19 protein-coding genes are annotated in these 19,369 nt (G+C 62.6%); 15 read left to right on the top strand and 4 right to left on the bottom strand.

Features of this window, described 5'->3' with window-relative positions:
- The first annotated feature begins 15 nt into the window (after positions 1-15).
- The 9 genes from CPH89_RS21745 to CPH89_RS21705 all read left to right on the top strand — a co-directional run bounded on the left by CPH89_RS21745 (position 16) and on the right by CPH89_RS21705 (position 8,808).
- Entirely contained in the window at positions 16-1,590 is a 1,575-nt protein-coding gene (locus tag CPH89_RS21745) for an ABC transporter permease (protein ID WP_053255758.1), read from the top strand.
- Positions 1,587-2,654, top strand: coding sequence for an ABC transporter ATP-binding protein (locus CPH89_RS21740; RefSeq protein ID WP_053255529.1), 1,068 nt, complete (start codon positions 1,587-1,589; stop codon positions 2,652-2,654). The genes CPH89_RS21745 and CPH89_RS21740 overlap by 4 nt, the downstream gene beginning before the upstream one ends.
- Before the next feature lie 60 nt (positions 2,655-2,714).
- Positions 2,715-3,479, top strand: coding sequence for a COG4705 family protein (locus tag CPH89_RS21735; protein WP_053255528.1), 765 nt, complete (start codon positions 2,715-2,717; stop codon positions 3,477-3,479).
- A 23-nt stretch (positions 3,480-3,502) separates the two neighbouring features.
- Positions 3,503-3,931, top strand: coding sequence for a hypothetical protein (locus CPH89_RS21730; protein WP_053255527.1), 429 nt, complete (start codon positions 3,503-3,505; stop codon positions 3,929-3,931).
- 71 nt (positions 3,932-4,002) lie between these two features.
- Positions 4,003-4,668, top strand: coding sequence for a response regulator transcription factor (locus tag CPH89_RS21725; RefSeq protein ID WP_053255526.1), 666 nt, complete (start codon positions 4,003-4,005; stop codon positions 4,666-4,668).
- Positions 4,644-5,990, top strand: coding sequence for an ATP-binding protein (locus tag CPH89_RS21720; protein WP_053255525.1), 1,347 nt, complete (start codon positions 4,644-4,646; stop codon positions 5,988-5,990). Before CPH89_RS21725 ends, CPH89_RS21720 begins: the two co-directional genes overlap by 25 nt.
- Before the next feature lie 90 nt (positions 5,991-6,080).
- Positions 6,081-7,028 (top strand): ornithine cyclodeaminase family protein, encoded by a 948-nt coding sequence (locus CPH89_RS21715; protein WP_053255524.1) that lies wholly within the window; start codon positions 6,081-6,083, stop codon positions 7,026-7,028.
- A 20-nt stretch (positions 7,029-7,048) separates the two neighbouring features.
- Entirely contained in the window at positions 7,049-8,182 is a 1,134-nt protein-coding gene (locus tag CPH89_RS21710) for an NAD(P)/FAD-dependent oxidoreductase (protein WP_053255523.1), read from the top strand.
- Positions 8,182-8,808 carry a helix-turn-helix transcriptional regulator gene (locus tag CPH89_RS21705; protein WP_053255522.1) on the top strand — a complete coding sequence of 209 codons (627 nt, stop codon included), beginning with the start codon at positions 8,182-8,184 and terminating at the stop codon, positions 8,806-8,808. The genes CPH89_RS21710 and CPH89_RS21705 overlap by 1 nt, the downstream gene beginning before the upstream one ends.
- 93 nt (positions 8,809-8,901) lie before the next feature.
- On the opposite strand, the gene CPH89_RS21700 is transcribed toward CPH89_RS21705, so the two are convergent.
- The gene (locus CPH89_RS21700) at positions 8,902-9,678 is read right to left on the bottom strand and encodes an ABC transporter substrate-binding protein (RefSeq protein ID WP_053255521.1); all 777 of its coding nucleotides are present in this window, start codon (positions 9,676-9,678) and stop codon (positions 8,902-8,904) included.
- A 337-nt stretch (positions 9,679-10,015) separates the two neighbouring features.
- Here CPH89_RS21700 and flgG point away from each other — a divergent pair, with 337 nt between their 5' ends.
- The 4 genes from flgG to CPH89_RS21675 all read left to right on the top strand — a co-directional run bounded on the left by flgG (position 10,016) and on the right by CPH89_RS21675 (position 13,235).
- Positions 10,016-10,801 (top strand): flagellar basal-body rod protein FlgG, encoded by a 786-nt coding sequence (gene flgG, locus CPH89_RS21695; protein ID WP_053255520.1) that lies wholly within the window; start codon positions 10,016-10,018, stop codon positions 10,799-10,801.
- A gap of 100 nt (positions 10,802-10,901) precedes the next feature.
- Positions 10,902-11,651, top strand: coding sequence for a response regulator (locus tag CPH89_RS21690; RefSeq protein WP_053255757.1), 750 nt, complete (start codon positions 10,902-10,904; stop codon positions 11,649-11,651).
- Entirely contained in the window at positions 11,648-12,709 is a 1,062-nt protein-coding gene (locus tag CPH89_RS21685) for an ATP-binding protein (protein ID WP_053255519.1), read from the top strand. Before CPH89_RS21690 ends, CPH89_RS21685 begins: the two co-directional genes overlap by 4 nt.
- Positions 12,710-12,929: 220 nt before the next feature.
- Positions 12,930-13,235: a hypothetical protein gene (locus tag CPH89_RS21675; protein ID WP_053255518.1), complete on the top strand. Its 306-nt coding sequence runs from the start codon at positions 12,930-12,932 to the stop codon at positions 13,233-13,235.
- A 77-nt stretch (positions 13,236-13,312) separates the two neighbouring features.
- Here the strand turns inward: CPH89_RS21675 and CPH89_RS21670 are convergent, their stop codons facing one another.
- The gene (locus tag CPH89_RS21670) at positions 13,313-14,155 is read right to left on the bottom strand and encodes a DNA/RNA non-specific endonuclease (protein WP_053255517.1); all 843 of its coding nucleotides are present in this window, start codon (positions 14,153-14,155) and stop codon (positions 13,313-13,315) included.
- Positions 14,156-14,872: 717 nt separating this feature from the next.
- On the opposite strand from CPH89_RS21670, the gene CPH89_RS21665 reads away from it, so the two are divergent.
- Together CPH89_RS21665 and CPH89_RS21660 are read left to right on the top strand one after the other, a co-directional pair.
- On the top strand, positions 14,873-15,913 hold the full coding sequence (locus CPH89_RS21665) for an aromatic ring-hydroxylating oxygenase subunit alpha (protein ID WP_053255516.1): 1,041 nt from the start codon (positions 14,873-14,875) through the stop codon (positions 15,911-15,913).
- The gene (locus tag CPH89_RS21660) at positions 15,910-16,860 is read left to right on the top strand and encodes a PDR/VanB family oxidoreductase (RefSeq protein ID WP_053255515.1); all 951 of its coding nucleotides are present in this window, start codon (positions 15,910-15,912) and stop codon (positions 16,858-16,860) included. The genes CPH89_RS21665 and CPH89_RS21660 overlap by 4 nt, the downstream gene beginning before the upstream one ends.
- Positions 16,861-16,866: 6 nt before the next feature.
- Here CPH89_RS21660 and CPH89_RS21655 read toward each other — a convergent pair whose 3' ends face one another.
- Both CPH89_RS21655 and CPH89_RS21650 read right to left on the bottom strand, forming a co-directional pair.
- Positions 16,867-17,580: a GntR family transcriptional regulator gene (locus CPH89_RS21655; RefSeq protein ID WP_053255514.1), complete on the bottom strand. Its 714-nt coding sequence runs from the start codon at positions 17,578-17,580 to the stop codon at positions 16,867-16,869.
- A gap of 55 nt (positions 17,581-17,635) precedes the next feature.
- Positions 17,636-19,348 (bottom strand): acyl-CoA dehydrogenase, encoded by a 1,713-nt coding sequence (locus CPH89_RS21650; RefSeq protein ID WP_053255513.1) that lies wholly within the window; start codon positions 19,346-19,348, stop codon positions 17,636-17,638.
- Positions 19,349-19,369: the final 21 nt, after the last annotated feature.

The raw sequence follows: 19,369 nt of genomic DNA, 5'->3' as shown, positions 1-19,369 counted from the left end.
GCCCCAGTGCCAGGTATCGCCCACGCGATACATGCGCCCCCCCAACGACGCAGCCAAGGTCTGTTCAGAGGCCGTGGAGGCACGTGGGTCACCAGTTTGTCAGTACTGGTTTCGCTGTTGGCGCTGCTGCCGATTGCGTTTGTCATCGGCGTGTCCTGGCAAATCGGCTGGGCACAAATTGAGACGCTGGTGTGGCGCCCGCGCGTCGGCGAATTGTTGTTCAACACCGTGCTGTTGGTGGTGTTCACCCTGCCGTTATGCGTGGTGCTGGGCATTGCGCTGGCCTGGCTGACCGAACGCACCAACCTGCCGGGGCGACGCGTCTGGTCACTGTTGGCGGTGGCGCCGCTGGCGGTGCCGGCATTTGTGCACAGTTACGCCTGGGTCAGCCTGGTGCCTTCGATTCATGGCTTGCCGGCCGGCGTGCTGGTGTCGGTGATTGCCTACTTCCCGTTTCTGTACTTGCCGGTGGCGGCGACATTGCGCCGGCTGGACCCGGCCATCGAAGACGTGGCCGAGTCCCTGGGCCTCAAGCCCTGGGCGGTATTTATGCGGGTGGTCTTGCCGCAATTACGCCTGGCCATCTGCGGCGGTGCCCTGTTGGTGGGCCTGCACCTGCTGGCCGAATACGGCCTGTACGCGATGATTCGCTTTGACACTTTTACCACGGCGATCTTCGATCAGTTCAAATCCACCTTTAATGGCCCGGCAGCCAATATGCTGGCGGCCGTATTGGCGCTGTGTTGCCTGGCGATGCTGAGCGCGGAATCCGCTGCACGCGGCCATGCCCGATACGCGCGCGTTGGCTCCGGCAGTGCCCGTGACCAGCGCATCGTGACCCTGGGCACCCGCACCACCCTGCTCGCCCTCGGCTTGCAAGGCATGACCTGTGCGCTGGCCCTGGGTATCCCGCTGATCACCCTGGGCAAGTGGTTGATCGCCGGTGGCCGTGAGGTCTGGCAGTTCAGCGAACTGCTGCCGGCACTGGAGCAAACCGTATTGCTCGGCCTGGCCGGTGCCCTGTTGACCACCTGCGCGGCAGTGCCGATTGCCTGGCTGTCGATTCGGGCGCCGGGGCGCTTGCAGCGCATCCTCGAAAGCTGCAACTACATCACCAGTTCGTTGCCCGGGATTGTGGTCGCGCTGGCACTGGTGACGGTGACCATCCACTTCGCCCGGCCGATTTACCAGACCACGATTACCGTGCTGCTCGCCTACCTGCTGATGTTCTTGCCACGCGCACTGGTGAGTTTGCGCGCGGGTATCGCCCAAGCGCCGGTAGAACTGGAAAACATGGCGCGCAGCCTCGGGCGCTCGCCGGGCCGCGCGTTATGGCTGATCACCCTGCGCCTGGCTGCCCCTGCCGCCGCTGCGGGGGCGGCGCTGGTGTTCCTGGCGATCACCAATGAGCTGACCGCCACCCTGTTGCTGGCGCCCAACGGCACACGCACCCTGGCCACCGGTTTCTGGGCGATGACCAGCGAGATCGACTACGCCGCCGCCGCGCCTTACGCGCTGATCATGATCCTGTTGTCACTCCCGTTGACCGGCCTTCTCTACCATCAATCCAAACGCACGGCAGGCCGATGAACGCCCTCGAACTCCACGCCATCTGCAAGTCTTTCGGCACCCAGCGCGCCCTGGCGGACGTCACATTATCGGTGCCCACCGCAAGCCGCACGGTGATCGTCGGGCCCTCCGGCTCCGGCAAGACCACGTTGCTGCGCATGATCGCCGGCTTTGAATTCCCCGACACCGGCAGCCTCACCCTCAACGGCCAGACATTGGTCGACGCCACCCACGCCGTGCCCGCCCACCAGCGCCAGATCGGCTATGTGCCGCAGGACGGCGCGCTGTTCCCGCACATGACCGTGGCCGACAATATCGGCTTCGGCCTGGCCACCAAGGGCGAGGCGCGACACGCACGTATCGCCGAGCTGATGGACAGCGTGGCGCTCGACGCCAACATGGCCGGGCGCTGGCCCCATGAACTCTCCGGCGGCCAGCAGCAACGGGTGGCGCTGGCCCGGGCCTTGGCGCAACAGCCACGGCTGATGTTGCTCGATGAACCGTTCTCCGCGCTGGACACCGGCTTGCGCTCGGCCATGCGCAAGATGGTCGCGCGGCTGCTGAGCGACGCGGGCATTACCACGATTCTGGTGACTCACGATCAAAGCGAGGCGCTGTCGTTCGCCGATCAGTTGGCGGTGATGCGCCAGGGTCGCCTGGTGCAGTCCGGTCACCCGATGGACCTGTACCAGTACCCCGTCGATGAGCAGACCGCATTGTTTCTCGGCGAGGCCGTGGTCATGCCCGCCCGGATCGAAGCGGGCTGGGCGCATTGCGGCCTGGGGCGCGTGCAGGTCGACAGCAAGACCCACTCCACCACGGCGCGAATCATGCTGCGACCGGAGCAATTGCAGTTGAGTACCACCGACGTTTCCGGCTGTCGAGGGGTGGTGACCGAACGCGAGTTCGGCGGCAATACGTGCACGCTGACTGTGGTGTTGCAACCCGATGACGCCGAGCCAGGCCCCGCCATTCTGGTGCGCAGTTCAGGCCTGCAAGCGCCTCCCATCGGCAGCGGGGTTCACCTCACCACGCTCGGTATGGCCCATGTGTTGAAAAAAGCTTCGCCCCTCAGTCTCAGCTAAGTTTCGGGGCCTACCTTCTCCCCTGCGCCCACCACCGCGCAGTCAAGGAGAGGTAACCCCATGAATGCCACAGCAGCCCGTTGGCTGAACAAAGTACCCGAGGTGACGCTGTCATTCTGGGTGATCAAGATATTGTCCACGACCGTGGGCGAAACCGGCGCGGATTACCTCGCCGTCAATGCCGGCTTCGGCGCCGGCTGGACCAGCCTCGGCATGGCTGCGCTGTTGGCCGTCGCGCTGTTCGGGCAGATGCGCACCAAGGCCTACACGCCCTGGATTTACTGGCTCACCGTGGTGCTGGTGAGCATCGTCGGCACACAGATCACCGATATCCTCACCGATAAACTCGACGTCAGCCTGTACCTCAGCACAGCGATTTTTGCGGGCCTGCTCGCGCTTAACTTTGTGGTTTGGTATCGCACCGAGCGCAGCCTGTCGATCCGCGACATCGTCACGCCACGGCGTGAGTGGTTTTACTGGACGACGGTGCTCTGCACGTTTGCCCTGGGCACCGCTGCCGGTGACCTGGCCACCGAAGCGCTGGGCCTGGGCTTCACGCTCGGCGCGGTGATTTTCGCCGGTTTGATCGCCGTGGCCATGGTGGCCTGGCGCGTGGGCGTCAACAGCGTGCTGACCTTCTGGGTCGCCTACATCCTCACCCGACCTTTCGGCGCCTCCCTCGGCGACCTGCTGACCCAAGCCAAGACCTATGGCGGCCTGGGCATGGGCGCCAGTTGGACCAGCGCGCTGTTCCTCTGCGTCATTGTCCTGCTGGTGGCCGTCGCGCAAATCAGTGTCAGCAACCGCAAAGCCATTACCCAATAACGACTCACCTCAAGGAAACCCTCATGCGCGTTCAAAACATGATCCGCCACGCCGCCATTGTTTCAGCGATCTTTATGCTGGGCATTGCCACCGGCTGCTCCAAACCTGCCGACAAACCCCAAGACACCGCCGGCGGCGCCACCGTCACGAGCAGCCAAGCCCATGCGTCAAAACTGGGCGACCTGTCCGAATTCCGCGCCATCGCGGCGGACGTGTCGGCGCTTGTCGCCAAGCACGACCTGGCGGGTGCCAAAGCCCGCATCAAAGACCTGGAAACCAGCTGGGATGCCGCCGAGGCCGGGATCAAACCTCGGGCCGCGAACGACTGGCACGTGCTGGACAAAGCCATCGACCGTGCACTTTCGGCCCTGCGTGATGGCAACCCGAACCAGGCCGACTGCACCGCCTCGATGGAGGACTTGCTCAAGACCTTCGATGCGATGAAAGGCTGACATCAGACAATCATGCTTCAATACAGACGCGGTGATCCTTTCACCGCGTTTGCTTTTGCTGCGGAGGCGACATGCGGATACTGCTGGTCGAAGACGACCCGATGATTGGCGATGCCATCCAACGCGCGCTCAGCGATGCGAGCTATGCCGCCGACTGGGTCAAGAACGGCCTCACCGGCCTCGCCGCACTCGACACCCAACCTTACGACCTGGTGCTGCTGGACCTGGGCCTGCCCGGCAAGGACGGCCTCGATGTGCTGGACAGCATCCGTGGGCGCAACAACCCCGTGCCGCTGCTGATCATTACCGCCCGTGACAGTCTCGATGACCGCCTGCGCGGCCTCGACAGTGGCGCCGATGACTATCTGCTCAAACCATTCGACATCTCGGAATTGCTCGCGCGTATCCGTGCGGTGTTGCGCCGCAAAGGCGGGAACGCTCTGCCGTTGCTGGACAATGGCAGCGTGTCGCTGGACCTGCTCACCAAGCAAGCCAGCACCGACGCGCATCGCAACGTCGCCCTTTCCAGTCGCGAATTTGCGCTACTGCAAGCCCTGCTGATTCGCCCAGGAGCAATCCTCTCGCGCAGTGAGTTGGAAGACCGCCTGTATGGCTGGGGCAATGAGGTCGAAAGCAACGCCATCGAGTTCCTGATTCACGCCTTGCGGCGCAAGTTGGGCAGTCATGTGATCAAGAATGTCAGGGGCATGGGATGGATGGTTTCAAAAAGCGTTTGAGTGAATCGGTCCAACTGCGGCTGTCGGTCACCCTGTCCCTGGCCATTTTGCTGGTGGCGCTGGTGGCCAGCGTGTTTGCCTTTGTCTCGGCCTTCGACGAAACCCACGAACAGCAGGACGACACCTTACGCCAGGTCGCGATGCTGTATGACCGCCAGCAGATGACCCTGCACTACCCACAAGGCCCGGCCATTGATGGCGATGACGAAGAATCCCGGGTAATCATTCAACACCTGGGCGACGGCCGGCGCGCTACGGGCATCAACGATGAAGCCTTGCCCTTGCCCTTCCCCACAGACCTCGCTGACGGGCTGTCCACCGTTGAGGTGAGCGGTGAAAACTTTCGCGTGCTGGTGCACACCACGGCACGTGGCGAACGCATTGCCGTGGCCCAGGAATCCGATGCCCGCGACAAGGACGCCCGCGAAAGCGCCTGGCGCAGTTTGTTGCCGTTCCTGATCTTGTTTCCGGTGCTGCTGTTGGTGGTTGGCGATCTGGTGCGCAAGTTGTTTCGCCCGATTGGTGTGCTCGCCGCCGAGATCGACCAGCGCGCCGAGCAGGAACTGCACCCCATTGAAGAACAACACCTGCCCAGCGAAGTGCGCCCGTTTGTGGTGGCGATCAATCGTTTGCTGGCCCGCGTTGAGCAGTCGATGGACAGCCAGCGGCGCTTTGTCGCCGATGCCGCTCACGAACTGCGCTCGCCGATGACCGCCCTGGCCCTGCAAGCCGACCGGCTGGCCGCCACTGACCTGTCGCCCATGAGCCGGGAGCGTTTTGAGCCGCTGTCACGCGGCATCCAACGCGGCCGCACATTGATCGATCAACTGCTGAGCCTGGCGGCGGCGCAGTCGGCGTCGGAGCGCGTGCAAACATCGCTGTCGGTGCATGCCGTGTATCGCCAGGTGCTAGAAGACCTATTGCCGTTGGCCGAGCGCAAACAGATCGACATCGGTGTTGAAAGCACTCAGGACGTGCAGGTGATGTTCAACGCGATGGACCTGTTCACGCTGGTGAAAAACCTGGTGGATAACGCCATTCGCTACACCCCGCCGGGTGGGCGTATCGACCTGTCGGTGGCGGTGATGGCTGACACCATTCAACTGCAAATCAAAGACTCGGGGCCCGGTATTTCAGTCGAGGAACAGGCGCGGGTGTTTGACCCGTTCTATCGCAGCCTGGGCACCGACGAGGCCGGTTCCGGCTTGGGTTTGTCGATCGTCAAGGCGATCACCGATCGCACCGGGGCGCAGGTGCAACTGTCATTTACCGACGCCGAGGAGCAGCGCGGGTTGTGTGTCAGCGTGTGGCTTGCGAAATAACCCTCAGCCGCCAGCTTTTTTTCGCCTGGATATTGCCTGCCAGAACTAAAAGTCCATAATGGACAAATTAGTTTATATGCGGAGATAGCCATGTCCAGCACGCCTCAAGTGATCAACCAAGCCCAAGCACGCGAACTACTCGCCAAGGTTGACGTGCCCCGGGTGCTGCGCAAGCTGTTCCGCGACCTGGCCGCCGGACTTGCAGTGCAGCCGGCGCAGCAATGCGTGGAGTTCCCGCAAGGGGCCGGCGATTTCATCAACTATTTGGGCGTGCTGACCGAAGACGCGGTGTACGGGGTCAAGACGTCGCCCTATATCGTGCGCGAACAAGGGCCGCTGGTGACGGCATGGACATTGTTGATGTCGATGCACACCGGTCAGCCGCTGTTGCTGTGTGATGCGGCCGAGTTGACCACCGAACGCACGGCCGCCACGACCGCCTTGGCGGTGGACGCCCTGGCGCCTGCAGCCGCCCGACGCCTGGCGATTATCGGCAGTGGCAAGGTTGCCCAGGCGCACCTGCGCTATGTGCAGAACCTGCGCGACTGGCAGCACATCAGCCTCTTTTCACCGCGCCTGGACCGTGCCAGCGCCGATACCCTGGCCCATCTCAACGGCCTCGACCCGCGCTTGACCCTCGCCAGCAGCTGCGAGGCTGCGCTGCAAGACGCGGACGTGATTCTGCTCTGCACCTCGTCGGCCGGCCCGGTGATGGACCCCGCGCGCCTGAGCAAACCGGCGCTGATTACCTCCATCAGCACCAATGCTCCACGCGCCCATGAAGTGCCGCCGCACTGCCTCAACGACATGCATGTATTCTGCGACTATCGCCAGACCACCCCGGGCACGGCCGGCGAAATGCTGATCGCCAGCGAACAACACGGGTGGGACAAGCGGGCTGTCATCGGTGACCTGCCCGAGTTGCTCAGCGACATGGCGCAGCGCCCCGATTACGACCGCTGTGTGTTTTTCCGCTCGATCGGGCTGGGCCTGGAAGACGTCGCACTGGCCAATGCCTTGTATCAAATCCGGCGCTAAGCCCTTTTTTGGAGATGTTCATGAGCCATGCAGACTTCATCATCATCGGCGGCGGCATTGCGGGCGCTTCCACGGGTTTCTGGCTGTCGCAGCATGGCAAAGTGCTGGTGCTGGAGCGTGAAAACCACCCGGCCTACCACTCCACCGGGCGTTCGGCGGCGCTCTACACCGCCGCGTATGGCACCCCGCAAGTGCGCGCGTTGACCCTGGCCAGCCGGGCGTTTTTCGACAACCCGCCGGCGGGTTTCTGTGAGCATCCGTTGCTCACGCCGCGCGGCGAAATGACCGTGGACTTCAGCGGCGACCCGGCGGAACTGGAAAGCCAATACCTGAGTGCCAAAGCCACGGTGGCACAGGTGGAGCGCCTGAGTGTCGACGAAGCGTGCGCGCGGCTACCGATCCTGCGGCGCGAAAAAGTCCACGGTGCAATCTTCGACCCGACGGCCAGCGACATCGACACCGACGCCCTGCACCAGGGTTATTTGCGTGGCATTCGCCGTCACAACAGCGACGTACGCACCGACAGCCACGTGCTGGGGCTGACGCGTGACGCCGACGGCCTGTGGCACGTGCGCACCCAGGATGCGACGTACACCACGCCCATCATCATTAACGCCGCCGGCGCCTGGGCCGACCATATCGGCGCATTGGCCGGCGCGGCATCCATCGGCTTGCAGCCCAAGCGTCGCTCGGCGTTTATCTTCGCCGGGCCTGAAGGCGTCGACACCCATCAGTGGCCGATGCTGGTGGCCCTCGACGAAGCTTTCTACATGAAACCCGATGCGGGCATGTTCCTCGGCTCACCGGCCAACGCCGACCCCGTCGAGCCGCAGGATGTGCAGCCCGAAGAGCTGGACATCGCCATGGGCATTTACCAGATCGAAGAAGCCACCACCCTGACCATCCGCCGCCCGACCCGGACTTGGGCCGGGCTGCGCAGTTTTGTGCACGACGGTGATTTGCTCTCCGGCTTCGACGCACAGGTGCCGGGGCTGTTCTGGGTCGCGGCGCAAGGCGGCTATGGCATTCAGACTTCACCCGCCATGGGCCAGGCCAGTGCGGCCCTGGTGCGCGGCGCGCCGCTGCCGGAGCAACTGACGCGGTTCGGCCTGGACGCTGGTATGCTCTCGCCCGTCCGCCTGGAGCCGCATTGATGAACACCGCTGAGCAAGACAAGGTTGTCCAGAACTTCCGCACGATTGCCGATGCGATCGCCACGTTGTTCTTCCCCCACGCCGAAGTGGTGCTGCATGATTTGCGCACGCAAAAAGTCGACTACATCGCCAATAACCTGTCGAAACGGGCCATCGGTGATGACTCGGCCCTGGAGGACATGCTCAGCGATGACATCCATGAAGTGAATATCGGCCCGTACGAAAAGCTCAATTGGGACGGTCAGAAAATTCGCAGCTTGAGCAGCGTGCTCCACGACCACAAAGGTCGCCGGCTGGCGGTGTTGTGCATCAACCTGAATATCTCGCTGTTCGAAAACGCCAAGGCGGCACTGGACCTGTTCCTGTCGCCGAGCAAGCTGATCCCGCAACCGGACTCACTGTTTCGTGATGACTGGCAGGAACGGATCAACACCTTTTTGCATGCCTGGATGCGCGAACGCCAGCTGAGCCTGAACCTGCTGACCCGGGACCATAAACGTGAGCTGGTGCTGGCGTTGCATGCCGAGGGCGCCTTCAAAGGCAAGAGTGCGTCGAACTATGTGGCGAATGTGCTGGGGATGGGCCGGGCGACCGTCTACAAGCACCTCAAGGAATTGAAGGGTTGAACAGATAATCCTCGCCACACCTGCGAGCCACGGTGGGCGCTGGCTTGCCCGCGCCCACCGTCACCCAGGTTGTGTTCAGGACCGCATTCGCAGTCAGTCGCCGTAGATATCCGACTTGAAGTACTGCTGTGAAATCTTCTGGTACTCACCATTGGCACGGATACCGTCGATGGCCGTGTTCAACTCACTGACCAATGCCGTATTGCCCTTGCGCACCGCGATCCCGGCGCCCTCGCCCACGTATTTCGGGTCCTTCAGCTCCGGTCCGACAAAGGCGTAGCCCTTGCCGCGCGGCATCGCCAGGAAGTCACTCAGGGGGATGGTGTCGGCAAAGATCGCATCCAGGCGACCTGACGCCAGGTCCATGTAGATTTCTTCGTTATTGCTGTAGCGCTTGACGTTGATGCCCTTGGGCTCGAACACCTCGGTGGCATAGCGGTCGGTGGTGGTGGCGCGTTGCACGCCGACGGTCTTGCCCTTGAGGCTGGCGTACTGGTCGTCCACGGCTGCACCGTCCTTCATCACCAGGCGCGAAGACGTGAAGTAATACTTGTGGGAGAAATCCACCGACTTCTTGCGGTCTTCGTTGATGGTCATGGACGACAGGGCCATGTCGATTTTCTTCACTTTCAGGGAAGGAATCAGCCCGTCGAACTCACCCTCGACCCACACGCACTTGACCTTCATCTGAGCGCACAACGCGTTGCCGATGTCGTAGTCGAACCCGACGATCTTGCCGTCCTGGGTCTTGGAGGCGAACGGTGGGTACGCCGCCTCGATACCGATGCGCAGGGTTTTCTCGGCGGCCAGCACATGGCTGGAGGCAAGCAGGCTCAGGGCCAGGCCGGTGATCAGCGTGCGTTTCTTCATGATCGTTGTCTCGCAAGTTGTTGTTGGTTTGGCAAGCGTGAAGAAAGGGAGAAGTGCAACGTGTATTTGTACTTATAATTCCATACTGGACTTTTACGTATTGATCGTCAATCCGCCGCTATCCCGGCCACCTCCGTAAAACCTGATCTGAATTGCCATAGGCCCTGCACACACCTGGAGGCACTGGGGTGCGATAAAGGGGGGGATGCGCGCGGCGCGCAAAATTATTGCCCGTCTCCATCGTTTCTCCACAAAACCTCCCATGAAAGCGCACGTTGATGACGCACAATTGCGATCGCCGTGGCGCCTCGTGGCGCGGGCTTACCAGGAGAAACAGATGATTCCTGCGCTGTACGTCGCAAAAACCGGGTTGTCTGCCCAGGACACCCAACTGACGACAATTTCCAACAACCTGGCGAACGTTTCGACCACCGGTTTCAAACGTGATCGCGCTGAATTCCAGGACCTGCTGTACCAGATCAAGCGCCAGCCAGGTGCCAAGTCGACGCAGGACAGTGAGCTGCCTTCAGGGTTGCAGCTGGGCACCGGCGTGCACATCGTCGGCACGCAGAAAAACTTCACCAGCGGCAGCCTGCAAACCACCGGGCAGCCCCTGGACCTGGCACTCAACGGCCGGGGGTTCTTCCAGGTCCTGCAACCGGATGGCACCACCGGCTACTCGCGCGACGGCACGTTTCACCTGAACGCCAACGGCCAGGTCGTCACGGCAAGCGGCTTCGCGCTGGAACCGGCGATTGTCGTACCGGACAACGCCAAGACCTTTACTGTGGGTCAGGATGGCACGGTGTCCATCACCGTGGCCGGCAACCCCGCCTCACAAGTGATCGGCAACCTGCAAACGGCCGACTTCATCAACCCTGCCGGCTTGCAGGCGATCGGCAACAATCTGTTTCTGGAAACCGCGTCCAGTGGTGCACCTCAGGTCGGTACGCCGGGGGTCAACGGTTTTGGCACCACCCTGCAAAGCACCCTGGAGACCTCAAACGTGAGCACCGTCGAAGAGATGGTCAATATGATCACCACGCAACGCGCTTACGAAATGAATTCAAAAGTGATTTCCACAGCCAACCAGATGCTGGGCACCCTCACCCAGAAGCTATGATCACTCCTTGGAAACGCGGCCATGGACCGGCAGCCACGACCAGGCAGATACGCGCGAGCACACGGACGTAAAAGCTCGCCGCGTATTCACCGAGCAGACCATGACTGATATTCCCGTTGCATCAATGCCCCGTCCGGACAGCGCCAGAGAAACCCAGGCACTCGTGCTGATTGCCGAAGATGAACCTGAAATCGCCGACATCCTGCTGGCCTATCTCAAACGCAGTGGCTTTCGCACCGCACACGCACGTGACGGCCGCCAGGCCCTGGAAATCCACCTGACGCTCAAGCCGGACCTGGTGTTGCTGGATGTGCTGATGCCCCACGTGGATGGCTGGCAGGTGCTTGCCGAAGTGCGTCATCGCGGCCATACGCCGGTGATCATGCTGACGGCGCAGGATCAGGACATGGACAAGCTGATGGGCCTGCGCATCGGGGCCGACGACTACATCGTCAAACCGTTCAACCCGGCCGAAGTGGTTGCGCGCACCCAGGCCGTACTCCGACGCGCCATCGCTTACCACTACCGCGCCAGCCCCACGGTGCTGCGGGTGGACGCGTTTGAAATTGACCTTGAAAGCTATGAAGTCACGGTGACCCTCGCCGGCCGAAAAGTGCCGCTGGCATTGACGGTGACGGAGTTCAGGTTGCTGGCCCAACTGGCCAAGGCGCCGAAAAGAGTGTTCAGCCGCGCCGAACTGCTGGCCCAGTGTTCACCGGAAAGTGACAGCCTGGAGCGTACCGTCGACAGCCACATCAGCAAACTGCGCCGCAAGCTCGAAGACCTCGGTTTACAAGGCGTACCCACCAGTATCCGGGGGGTGGGCTACCGGTTTGGGTGTGTGTCGTGAAGGGGCTCAATGGCTTGAGCCGCCAGATCATCCTGTCCATGTCCGCCGTGGTGTTGTGCGTGATCGCCCTGGCCGTGATCGGTTCTTATATTTTCTATGCGTTGCTATGGACGTATTGGCCGCTCACGGACGAAGAAGTGAATGAGTGGCTGCCAGCCAACATCGAATGGGTGTGGATGGGTTTGACCACGTGTGTGAGCCTGGCGGTGGGCTCGATTGTGGCCTTGAAGCTGTCTCGACGAATTCTGATGCCACTGAATTCCGTGGCCGAGAACCTGCGCAAACTCGCCGACGGCGACCTGGATGTACAAGCGGTTGCCGGTGACCAGTCGATTGGCGAAGCAGCCATCCTGGTGAACGATTTCAACAGCATGGCTAAACGCTTGCAGCGTATGGCGCAGGAACAGGCGTTCTGGAATGCGGCAATTGCCCATGAGCTGCGCACGCCACTGACCATCTTGCGGGGGCGCCTGCAGGGCTTGGCCGAAGGCGTATTCGAACCGGATACCGCGCAGTTCTACAGCTTGTTGGGCCAGGTAGAAGGACTGACACGCTTGATCGAGGACTTGCGGGTGGTCGGCCTGGCCGACAGTGGCTACCTGGAACTCAACCTGCAGGAAGCCGACCTGGCCACGGGCATTGAGGACGATGTGCGGCTGTTCGAACCCAGCCTCACTGCCGCCGGCTTTGTCCTGCAACTGGACCTGCAACGCCGCACGATGCGCTGCGACCCGGCGCGAATCCGCCAGGCGCTGCTGGCGCTGTTGGACAATATCCGACGGCACGCGACACCCGGAAACGTGATCGTGCACCTGAGTACCCGCGACGGTTTCAACTACCTGCGCGTGCGCGATGACGGCCCCGGTATCGACGAACGCTTCGCGACGCATTTGTTCGACGCCTTCCAACGCGGCGAAAACTCCCGTTCACGCGCCCAAGGCGGCAGCGGCCTGGGCCTTGCGGTGGTGCGCGCCATCGCCCTCGCCCATGGCGGCGCCGTGACCTGCCGGCGCATGGAAAACGGCGGCACGCTGTTCGAACTCAGCTGGCATGTTTGATTTAACGAGGTACCGCGATGCGTAGCTTTTCCTGGGTGTTCAGGAAAACCACCGACTACAGGCACTTTGCTTTGCTGGATGCCGAGCACGTGTGTATTGCGTTCAAGAGCTGTCGCACCAAACCCGTCGGCGAGCACTGGGTGGAAGTTGAACGCGTCAACCTGTCCTGGCTCGGACGACCGCTTCCAGGCTGCCCCCGCGCAGAGGAGCGAGTGTCGACATGAGCAATGAAGTGGCCCGACTTGAGGCGTCGCTAAGACTGCACACGCGGCGCTTGAAAAAACTGCAGCGCGCCTGGGTTCCACTGCAGCAATGCGCGCCCAAGTGGGTATTGGTGTTATGGATTGTCGGCGTCTGCGTGTCGCTGGGCACCCAGTGCTACGGCCACTGGCTGGTGACCGCACCGATGATCTGCGTATTGATCGTGGCGGAAATCATCGTCGAGGAGCGGCAGATGACACTGTTATTGCGCGCGGACCACGCACGCGATCTGCTCAGGCGGGCGCGACTTGACGGCGGGTATTGATCACAGCGTCGTTCAGCACACGCCGCAAAAACCGGGGCCGCCAACGAACGGCAGCCCCTGTTCCGCTTTTTACACAGCTATTTACAGCCGATCCGGCTCGGCAATTGGCCCTGCTTCGCCTTCAGTGCGGCCTGCACCGACGGCGGCAACTGGTTCCAGAACGTGAGCCCGGAGCGCTCTTCGATGTGCTCAACCGTCACCTGATAATCACAGAAGTTCGCACCTTTAGGCGTTTCCTGGTTCATCACAAACGAGGCATACAGGCCGTTTTCCGGTGAGCGGCCCACAAAGATGATCTTCCAGTACCCGCTGGGAATGGTATGGACCTTGTTCGTGCCCGGCAGCGTGCCGACAAAATGCTCATACAAAGGCCCGGTGGTGACATACACCTGGTCGATGCCGGGCGCTTTGCTGAGGTTGCGCTCCTGGTCTTCAAGGTGCGCCCAGGCCCCCTGGTTGAGCTCGGCCTTTTGCGGCGTGATATTGGACAGGTAATTGAGGGTCTGCCAGTCAGGGACGCCGGCCATCGACGCGAGATTGGCCTGATGGCCACGGTCGACTTTGAGCGCGACATTGGCGCCGTTGTAATCCACCGGGTCGAGCGTTTCCCCTGCGGGGATATCCGGGTCGGTCTTCCAGTCGCGCGGGCGACCGCTGGCCGGGGTGTCCTTGGTGATTTTGTACGAGACCCAGTTCGCAAACTTGGTCGAGCCATTGTTGTTCAACGTGTACGCCTGACGGTTCAAGGTCAGCGGGCTGCCGCCGGCGGGGCACCCCACCGAACAGTTATCGAACGGCAATGCCTGCTGCTGCGGCTGGGCAGGGATCGCGGATTCGCGGGTTCTATCGGGTGTCGTACAGGCCGCTACAAGCGGGATCAACAAAAACGCCAGGTGCTTGAACTTCATACTTCCATGCATGGTGTAGCTCCTTGTGGGTGACTCAATGACCACGGTAAATGGCACGTCGACTGCTGCGGTTCCTTCGCGAGACGACCTGCACACTGAACCACTCCAAACATTTCAATATGAGCAGAGGGTCTGGTTTTTTTGCGGGTTCGGGCTGGCCGACGGCTGAATGCCCAGAGAGACGCGGTGAGCGTCAGGTAGAGCGCCAGCACCTGATGCTCGCGTGGAAACTCTAACGGAGCCGGCCACACGATGGAATCGAACTGACCCGTCGTGCGTTTAATCTTGTACGGGTTCGTAGCGGATTGTCCTGGATTCCAGTGGCTTTGCGCACAAACTGCCTCGCCAACACGCGCGGTTTATCGACGGTGACCAGGTTCAGAGCCACCCCAGCCGCACACTGCAGGCGGCCAACCCGGCCACCGGCCAGGCCGCGCACTGCCTGCGGTGTTCGGCGGGAATAAAGCCTCGGGGGTGGGTCGAGCGTTCGGCGGCGCCTTTATTGAGGACTGCTTCGCGTTGAAGTCGGTGATGATCCGCTGCTGAACGCAATCCCATGATGGCCTGACAGCCGACCCGGAACCCGATTGAAGGCGATTTATGGATCCATTAAACCCTTTTGCGTCCGATAATCGCCCGGAATAACCCGATTACCGGCTTGACCGCCACCTGACTCTCCAATTTAATGGATCCATTAAACAACAATAATCCGTTGCCTGGAGAGTCACCATGTACCCGAAGAACACGTGGTATGTCGCTTGCACCCCCGATGAAATCGCGCAAAAACCGTTGGGCCGGCAGATCTGCGGTGAAAAAATGGTGTTTTATCGTGGCCTGGAAGGCGCCGTGGTGGCGGTCGAGGACTTCTGCCCCCATCGTGGCGCACCGCTGTCGTTGGGCTATGTCGAAAACGGCCACCTGGTGTGCGGCTATCACGGCCTGGTCATGGGCGGTGACGGCAAGACCGTCGATATGCCGGGCCAGCGGGTGCGCGGCTTTCCCTGCAACAAAACCTTCGCCGCCGTTGAGCGCTACGGTTTCATCTGGGTCTGGCCGGGTGATCAGGCCCAGGCCGACCCCGCGCTGATCCACCACCTGGAGTGGGCGGTGAGTGACGAGTGGGCCTACGGCGGCGGGCTGTTTGATATCCAGTGCGATTACCGCCTGATGATCGACAACCTGATGGACCTGACCCACGAAACCTACGTGCACGCCTCCAGCATCGGCCAGAAGGAAATCGACGAAGCGCCACCCGTGACCACGGTGAACGGGGACGAAGTGGTCACTGCTCGGCATATGGAAAACATCATGGCCCCGCCGTTCTGGCGCATGGCCCTGCGCGGCAACAACCTGGCCGACGATGTACCGGTGGACCGCTGGCAGATCTGCCGCTTCACGCCGCCCAGCCATGTATTGATCGAAGTCGGCGTGGCCCATGCCGGCAAGGGCGGCTACACCGCCGCCGCCGAGCACAAGGCCGCGAGCATCGTGGTGGATTTCATCACCCCGCAAACCGACACCTCGATCTGGTACTTCTGGGGCATGGCGCGCAACTTCAACCCGCAGGATGAGGCACTCACCGCCAGCATTCGCGAAGGCCAGGGCAAGATTTTCAGCGAAGACCTGGAAATGCTCGAACGCCAGCAACAGAACCTGCTGGCCCACCCGACGCGTAACCTGCTCAAGCTGAATATCGACGCCGGCGGCGTGCAGTCGCGCAAGGTCCTGGAGCGCCTGATCGCCCGGGAACGCGCTGGAGCGCCAACATGATTGAAGTCGTGGTGACATCCCGCCGCACCGAAGCCCAGGACATCTGCAGCTATGAACTGGCCAGCGTCGATGGCAGCCCACTGCCGGCTTTCAGCGCCGGTGCGCACATCGACGTGCACTTGCCAGACGGGCTGATCCGCCAGTACTCGCTGTGCAATCACCCGCAAGAGCGGCACCGCTATGTGATCGGCGTACTCAACGACCCCGCGTCCCGAGGGGGCTCGCGCAGCCTGCACGCCCACGTGCACGCGGGTACCCGCCTGAGCATCAGCGCACCGCGCAACCTGTTCCCGCTGGCCCACGAAGCCCGGCGCAGCCTGCTGTTTGCCGGAGGCATCGGCATTACACCCATCCTGTGCATGGCCGAGCGCCTGGCACACACGGGGGCCGATTTCGAGCTGCATTACTGCGCCCGCGCCCGTGAGCGTGCGGCATTTGTGCAGCGTCTCAAGGCGTCACCGTTTGCCGAGCGGGTGTTCCTGCATTTCGACGAGCAGCCCGACACCGCCCTGCATGCCGCCGAGGTACTGGCGGCGCCGGCAGACGACGTGCACGTGTACGTCTGCGGCCCCGGCGGGTTCATGCAGCACATACTTGAGAGTGCCCGGGCCCAGGGTTGGCAAGAAGCCTGCCTGCACCGTGAATACTTTTCGGCGGCACCGGTGGACAGCAGCCTCGACGGCGGGTTTTCGGTGCAGATCGGCAGCAGCGGCGAAGTCTTCGAGATCCCGGCCGACAAGAGCGTGGTGCAGGTCCTGGAAAGTCACGGCATCGAGATTGCCGTGTCCTGCGAACAGGGGATTTGCGGCACCTGCCTGACCCGCGTGTTGCAAGGCATACCGGAGCATCGCGACCTGTTCCTCACCGAGCAGGAACAGGCGCTGAATGACCAGTTCACGCCCTGCTGCTCGCGCTCGAAAACGCCCTTGCTGGTGCTCGATATCTGAACCGCATCACGACGCGGGCAGGATCACCTTCATGCGTGCGTCGGCGGTGGCGGCGCTGAAGATTTCGGCATAGCGCAAGGTCGCGTTGGCATGCTCGCGCATGATCGCTTCGGCGCGCGCGCCCTGGCGGTTGACCAGCGCGTCGAAGACCGAGTGATGTTGCATGTGGGCATAGTTGAAGCGCCGGTACTCGCGGGCCATGTCCTCGCGGTCCACCGCCAGCGCCGTCACCGACGCAAAGGGCAGGTGGTCATTGCGCGCCAGGGCATCGGCAATCGCCGGGTTGTGGCTGCCTTCGACGATGACCTGGTGAAAGCGCATGTTCAGGTCGTGATAGACCTCAAGGTCGTCTTCGGTCACATAGCCCTTTTCGAACAGTTGATCGCCCTCGACCAGGCAGCGCTCCAGCACGGCACGCGCTTGAGCCGACAACCCCTGCTCGGCGGTCTGGCGCGCCGCCAGGCCTTCGAGCACGCCGCGCACTTCAACCGCACCGGCAATGTCGCTGGGGCTCACCGAGCGCACCTGATACCCGCGCCCGCCGAACGGCACCAGCAGCCCTTCCTGCTCCAGGGTACGGAAGGCCATGCGCACGGGCATGCGCGACACGCCGAAGCGCTGCGCCGTGGGCGTCTCCATCAGCCGCTCCCCCGCCACCAGCTCCCCGCTGGCAATCATCTTGCGCAGTGCGACCAACACCAATTGACCGGGCTTACTCATCCAGGCAACTTCCAGAAAACATGGGCCGCCATAGTACCGCAAGCGCCTGCCGGCGTCAGACGAACGCCAGCGCTGCACGGGCGCTGTCTATCGCCCCCAGGTGCTGGGCCAACCGGGCAGGCAGGTAATCAAAAAAGAACCCGGCACTTTGCAGCTTGGCGGCGCGCAACGGATCATCTTCGGGCAATGCCCTGGACACCCGTGCCGCCCGCGCCCAGGCAAAGGCCAACAGTGCCACACCGCACAGCTGGAGAAAATCCGGCGCTGCCCGATAGGGGTATTCGCGGTCTTCCTGCGCCTGTTCACGCAGGGCGCTCACCGTCGCGGCCAGTGAGTCGCACAGGTTGCCCAGTGCCTCGGCGAATGCCGCGCACTCGGCGTACAGCGCGCCCTGCCCGGCCTCTGCACGCAACGTGTCGAGCAGCAAGCCGAACGCCCGACCGTCATCCCCGAGCACCTTGCGCAGCAGCAGGTCGTTGGCCTGGATCTCGTTACTGCCCTCGTAGATCATTGCAATGCGACTGTCGCGCAGGGTCTGTTCGATGGCGAACTCGGCGACATAGCCGTAGCCACCGAAGACCTGCAGTGCATTACTCGCCTGGCGAAAGCCCTGCTCGGTGAAAAACGCCTTGATGATGGGCGTCAGCAGTTGCGCCAAGGCGACGGCCGATGCGTCCTGCTGATCGAGCAGGTGCGCCGCCCAATACCCGATGGCGCGCATGCCCTCGCTAGTGGTGCGCAGCTCCAGCAACACGCGGCGCATGGCCGGGTGATAATGGATCGGGTCGGCCGCCTGGGCGGCCACTGCTTCAGGCCTTGACGGTGCGCGCATCTGCACGCGCTCGGCGGCGTACTGCCGGGCGTTCTGCCAGGCGGCCTCGGCATGCCCCAGGCCTTGCAGGCCGACATGCAGGCGCGCCGAGTTCATCATCACGAACATCGCGGCCAAACCGCGATTGGCGTCGCCGATCAGCCAGCCTTGGGCCGCGTCGAACACCAGCGAACAGGTGGCACTGCCCTTGATACCCATCTTGTGTTCAATGCCGTCACAGCGCACCCCGTTGACCTGGCCAGCGTCCAGTAACTTGGGCACCAGGAACAGTGAAAGCCCGCGACTGCCCGACGGCGCATCAGGCAGCCGCGCCAGCACCAGGTGCAGGATATTGGCCGTGAGGTCATGCTCACCGCCGGAGATAAACAGCTTGCTGCCGCTCAGGCGATAGCTGCCATCCGCCTGGGGCTCGGCACGACAGCGCAGTAAACCGACATCGCTGCCGGCCTGGGGCTCGGTCAGGCACATGGTGGGCAAGGCCTGCCCGCTGACGATCGCGGGCAGGTAACGCGCCTGCAACCAGGGTTCGCCATGCGTCTTGAGGCACAGGTAGGCGCCGTGAGCGATGCCGGTGTACATGGCCCAGGCGTGGTTGCTCGCGTAGAGCATTTCTTGCAACGCGGCGTCGAGCAGTTGCGGCAGGCCCTGCCCGCCCAGCGCCTCGGCGCACGCCAACCCTGGCCAACCGCCTTGGGCATACGCGCGATACGCCTCGGCAAAACCGTCCGGGGTGCTGACCTGGCCCGCCTGCCAACGGCAGCCCTGGCGGTCGCCGCTGCTGTTCAACGGCGCCAGCACGCCTTGGGTGAAACGGGCGGCCTCCTCCAGCACGTGCATCGCCAGGGGCAGGTCCAAAGCCTCCCATGCGTCGTGGGCCTGCAGCCAATGCTCAAGCACAAATTGCATATCGCGCAGGGGCGCCTGATAGCTCCACATCGAGACACCTCATCAAATTAA

Origin of the sequence: Pseudomonas fluorescens (assembly GCF_900215245.1) — a bacterium.
Lineage (GTDB): Bacteria > Pseudomonadota > Gammaproteobacteria > Pseudomonadales > Pseudomonadaceae > Aquipseudomonas > Aquipseudomonas fluorescens.
Note: the sequence above shows the minus strand (reverse complement) of the source record. Positions and strands in the feature narration are given on the sequence as shown.

Coding starts and splice junctions, on each gene's coding strand:
- CPH89_RS21725 (WP_053255526.1), top strand. CDS start 4,003: ATGCGGATACTGCTGGTCGAAGACGACCCGATGATTGGCGATGCCATC.
- CPH89_RS21660 (WP_053255515.1), top strand. CDS start 15,910: ATGATTGAAGTCGTGGTGACATCCCGCCGCACCGAAGCCCAGGACATC.
- CPH89_RS21735 (WP_053255528.1), top strand. CDS start 2,715: ATGAATGCCACAGCAGCCCGTTGGCTGAACAAAGTACCCGAGGTGACG.
- CPH89_RS21720 (WP_053255525.1), top strand. CDS start 4,644: ATGGATGGTTTCAAAAAGCGTTTGAGTGAATCGGTCCAACTGCGGCTG.
- CPH89_RS21650 (WP_053255513.1), bottom strand. CDS start 19,348: ATGTGGAGCTATCAGGCGCCCCTGCGCGATATGCAATTTGTGCTTGAG.
- flgG (WP_053255520.1), top strand. CDS start 10,016: ATGATTCCTGCGCTGTACGTCGCAAAAACCGGGTTGTCTGCCCAGGAC.
- CPH89_RS21655 (WP_053255514.1), bottom strand. CDS start 17,580: ATGAGTAAGCCCGGTCAATTGGTGTTGGTCGCACTGCGCAAGATGATT.
- CPH89_RS21715 (WP_053255524.1), top strand. CDS start 6,081: ATGTCCAGCACGCCTCAAGTGATCAACCAAGCCCAAGCACGCGAACTA.
- CPH89_RS21700 (WP_053255521.1), bottom strand. CDS start 9,678: ATGAAGAAACGCACGCTGATCACCGGCCTGGCCCTGAGCCTGCTTGCC.
- CPH89_RS21675 (WP_053255518.1), top strand. CDS start 12,930: ATGAGCAATGAAGTGGCCCGACTTGAGGCGTCGCTAAGACTGCACACG.
- CPH89_RS21665 (WP_053255516.1), top strand. CDS start 14,873: ATGTACCCGAAGAACACGTGGTATGTCGCTTGCACCCCCGATGAAATC.
- CPH89_RS21740 (WP_053255529.1), top strand. CDS start 1,587: ATGAACGCCCTCGAACTCCACGCCATCTGCAAGTCTTTCGGCACCCAG.
- CPH89_RS21690 (WP_053255757.1), top strand. CDS start 10,902: ATGACTGATATTCCCGTTGCATCAATGCCCCGTCCGGACAGCGCCAGA.
- CPH89_RS21705 (WP_053255522.1), top strand. CDS start 8,182: ATGAACACCGCTGAGCAAGACAAGGTTGTCCAGAACTTCCGCACGATT.
- CPH89_RS21670 (WP_053255517.1), bottom strand. CDS start 14,155: ATGCATGGAAGTATGAAGTTCAAGCACCTGGCGTTTTTGTTGATCCCG.
- CPH89_RS21710 (WP_053255523.1), top strand. CDS start 7,049: ATGAGCCATGCAGACTTCATCATCATCGGCGGCGGCATTGCGGGCGCT.
- CPH89_RS21730 (WP_053255527.1), top strand. CDS start 3,503: ATGCGCGTTCAAAACATGATCCGCCACGCCGCCATTGTTTCAGCGATC.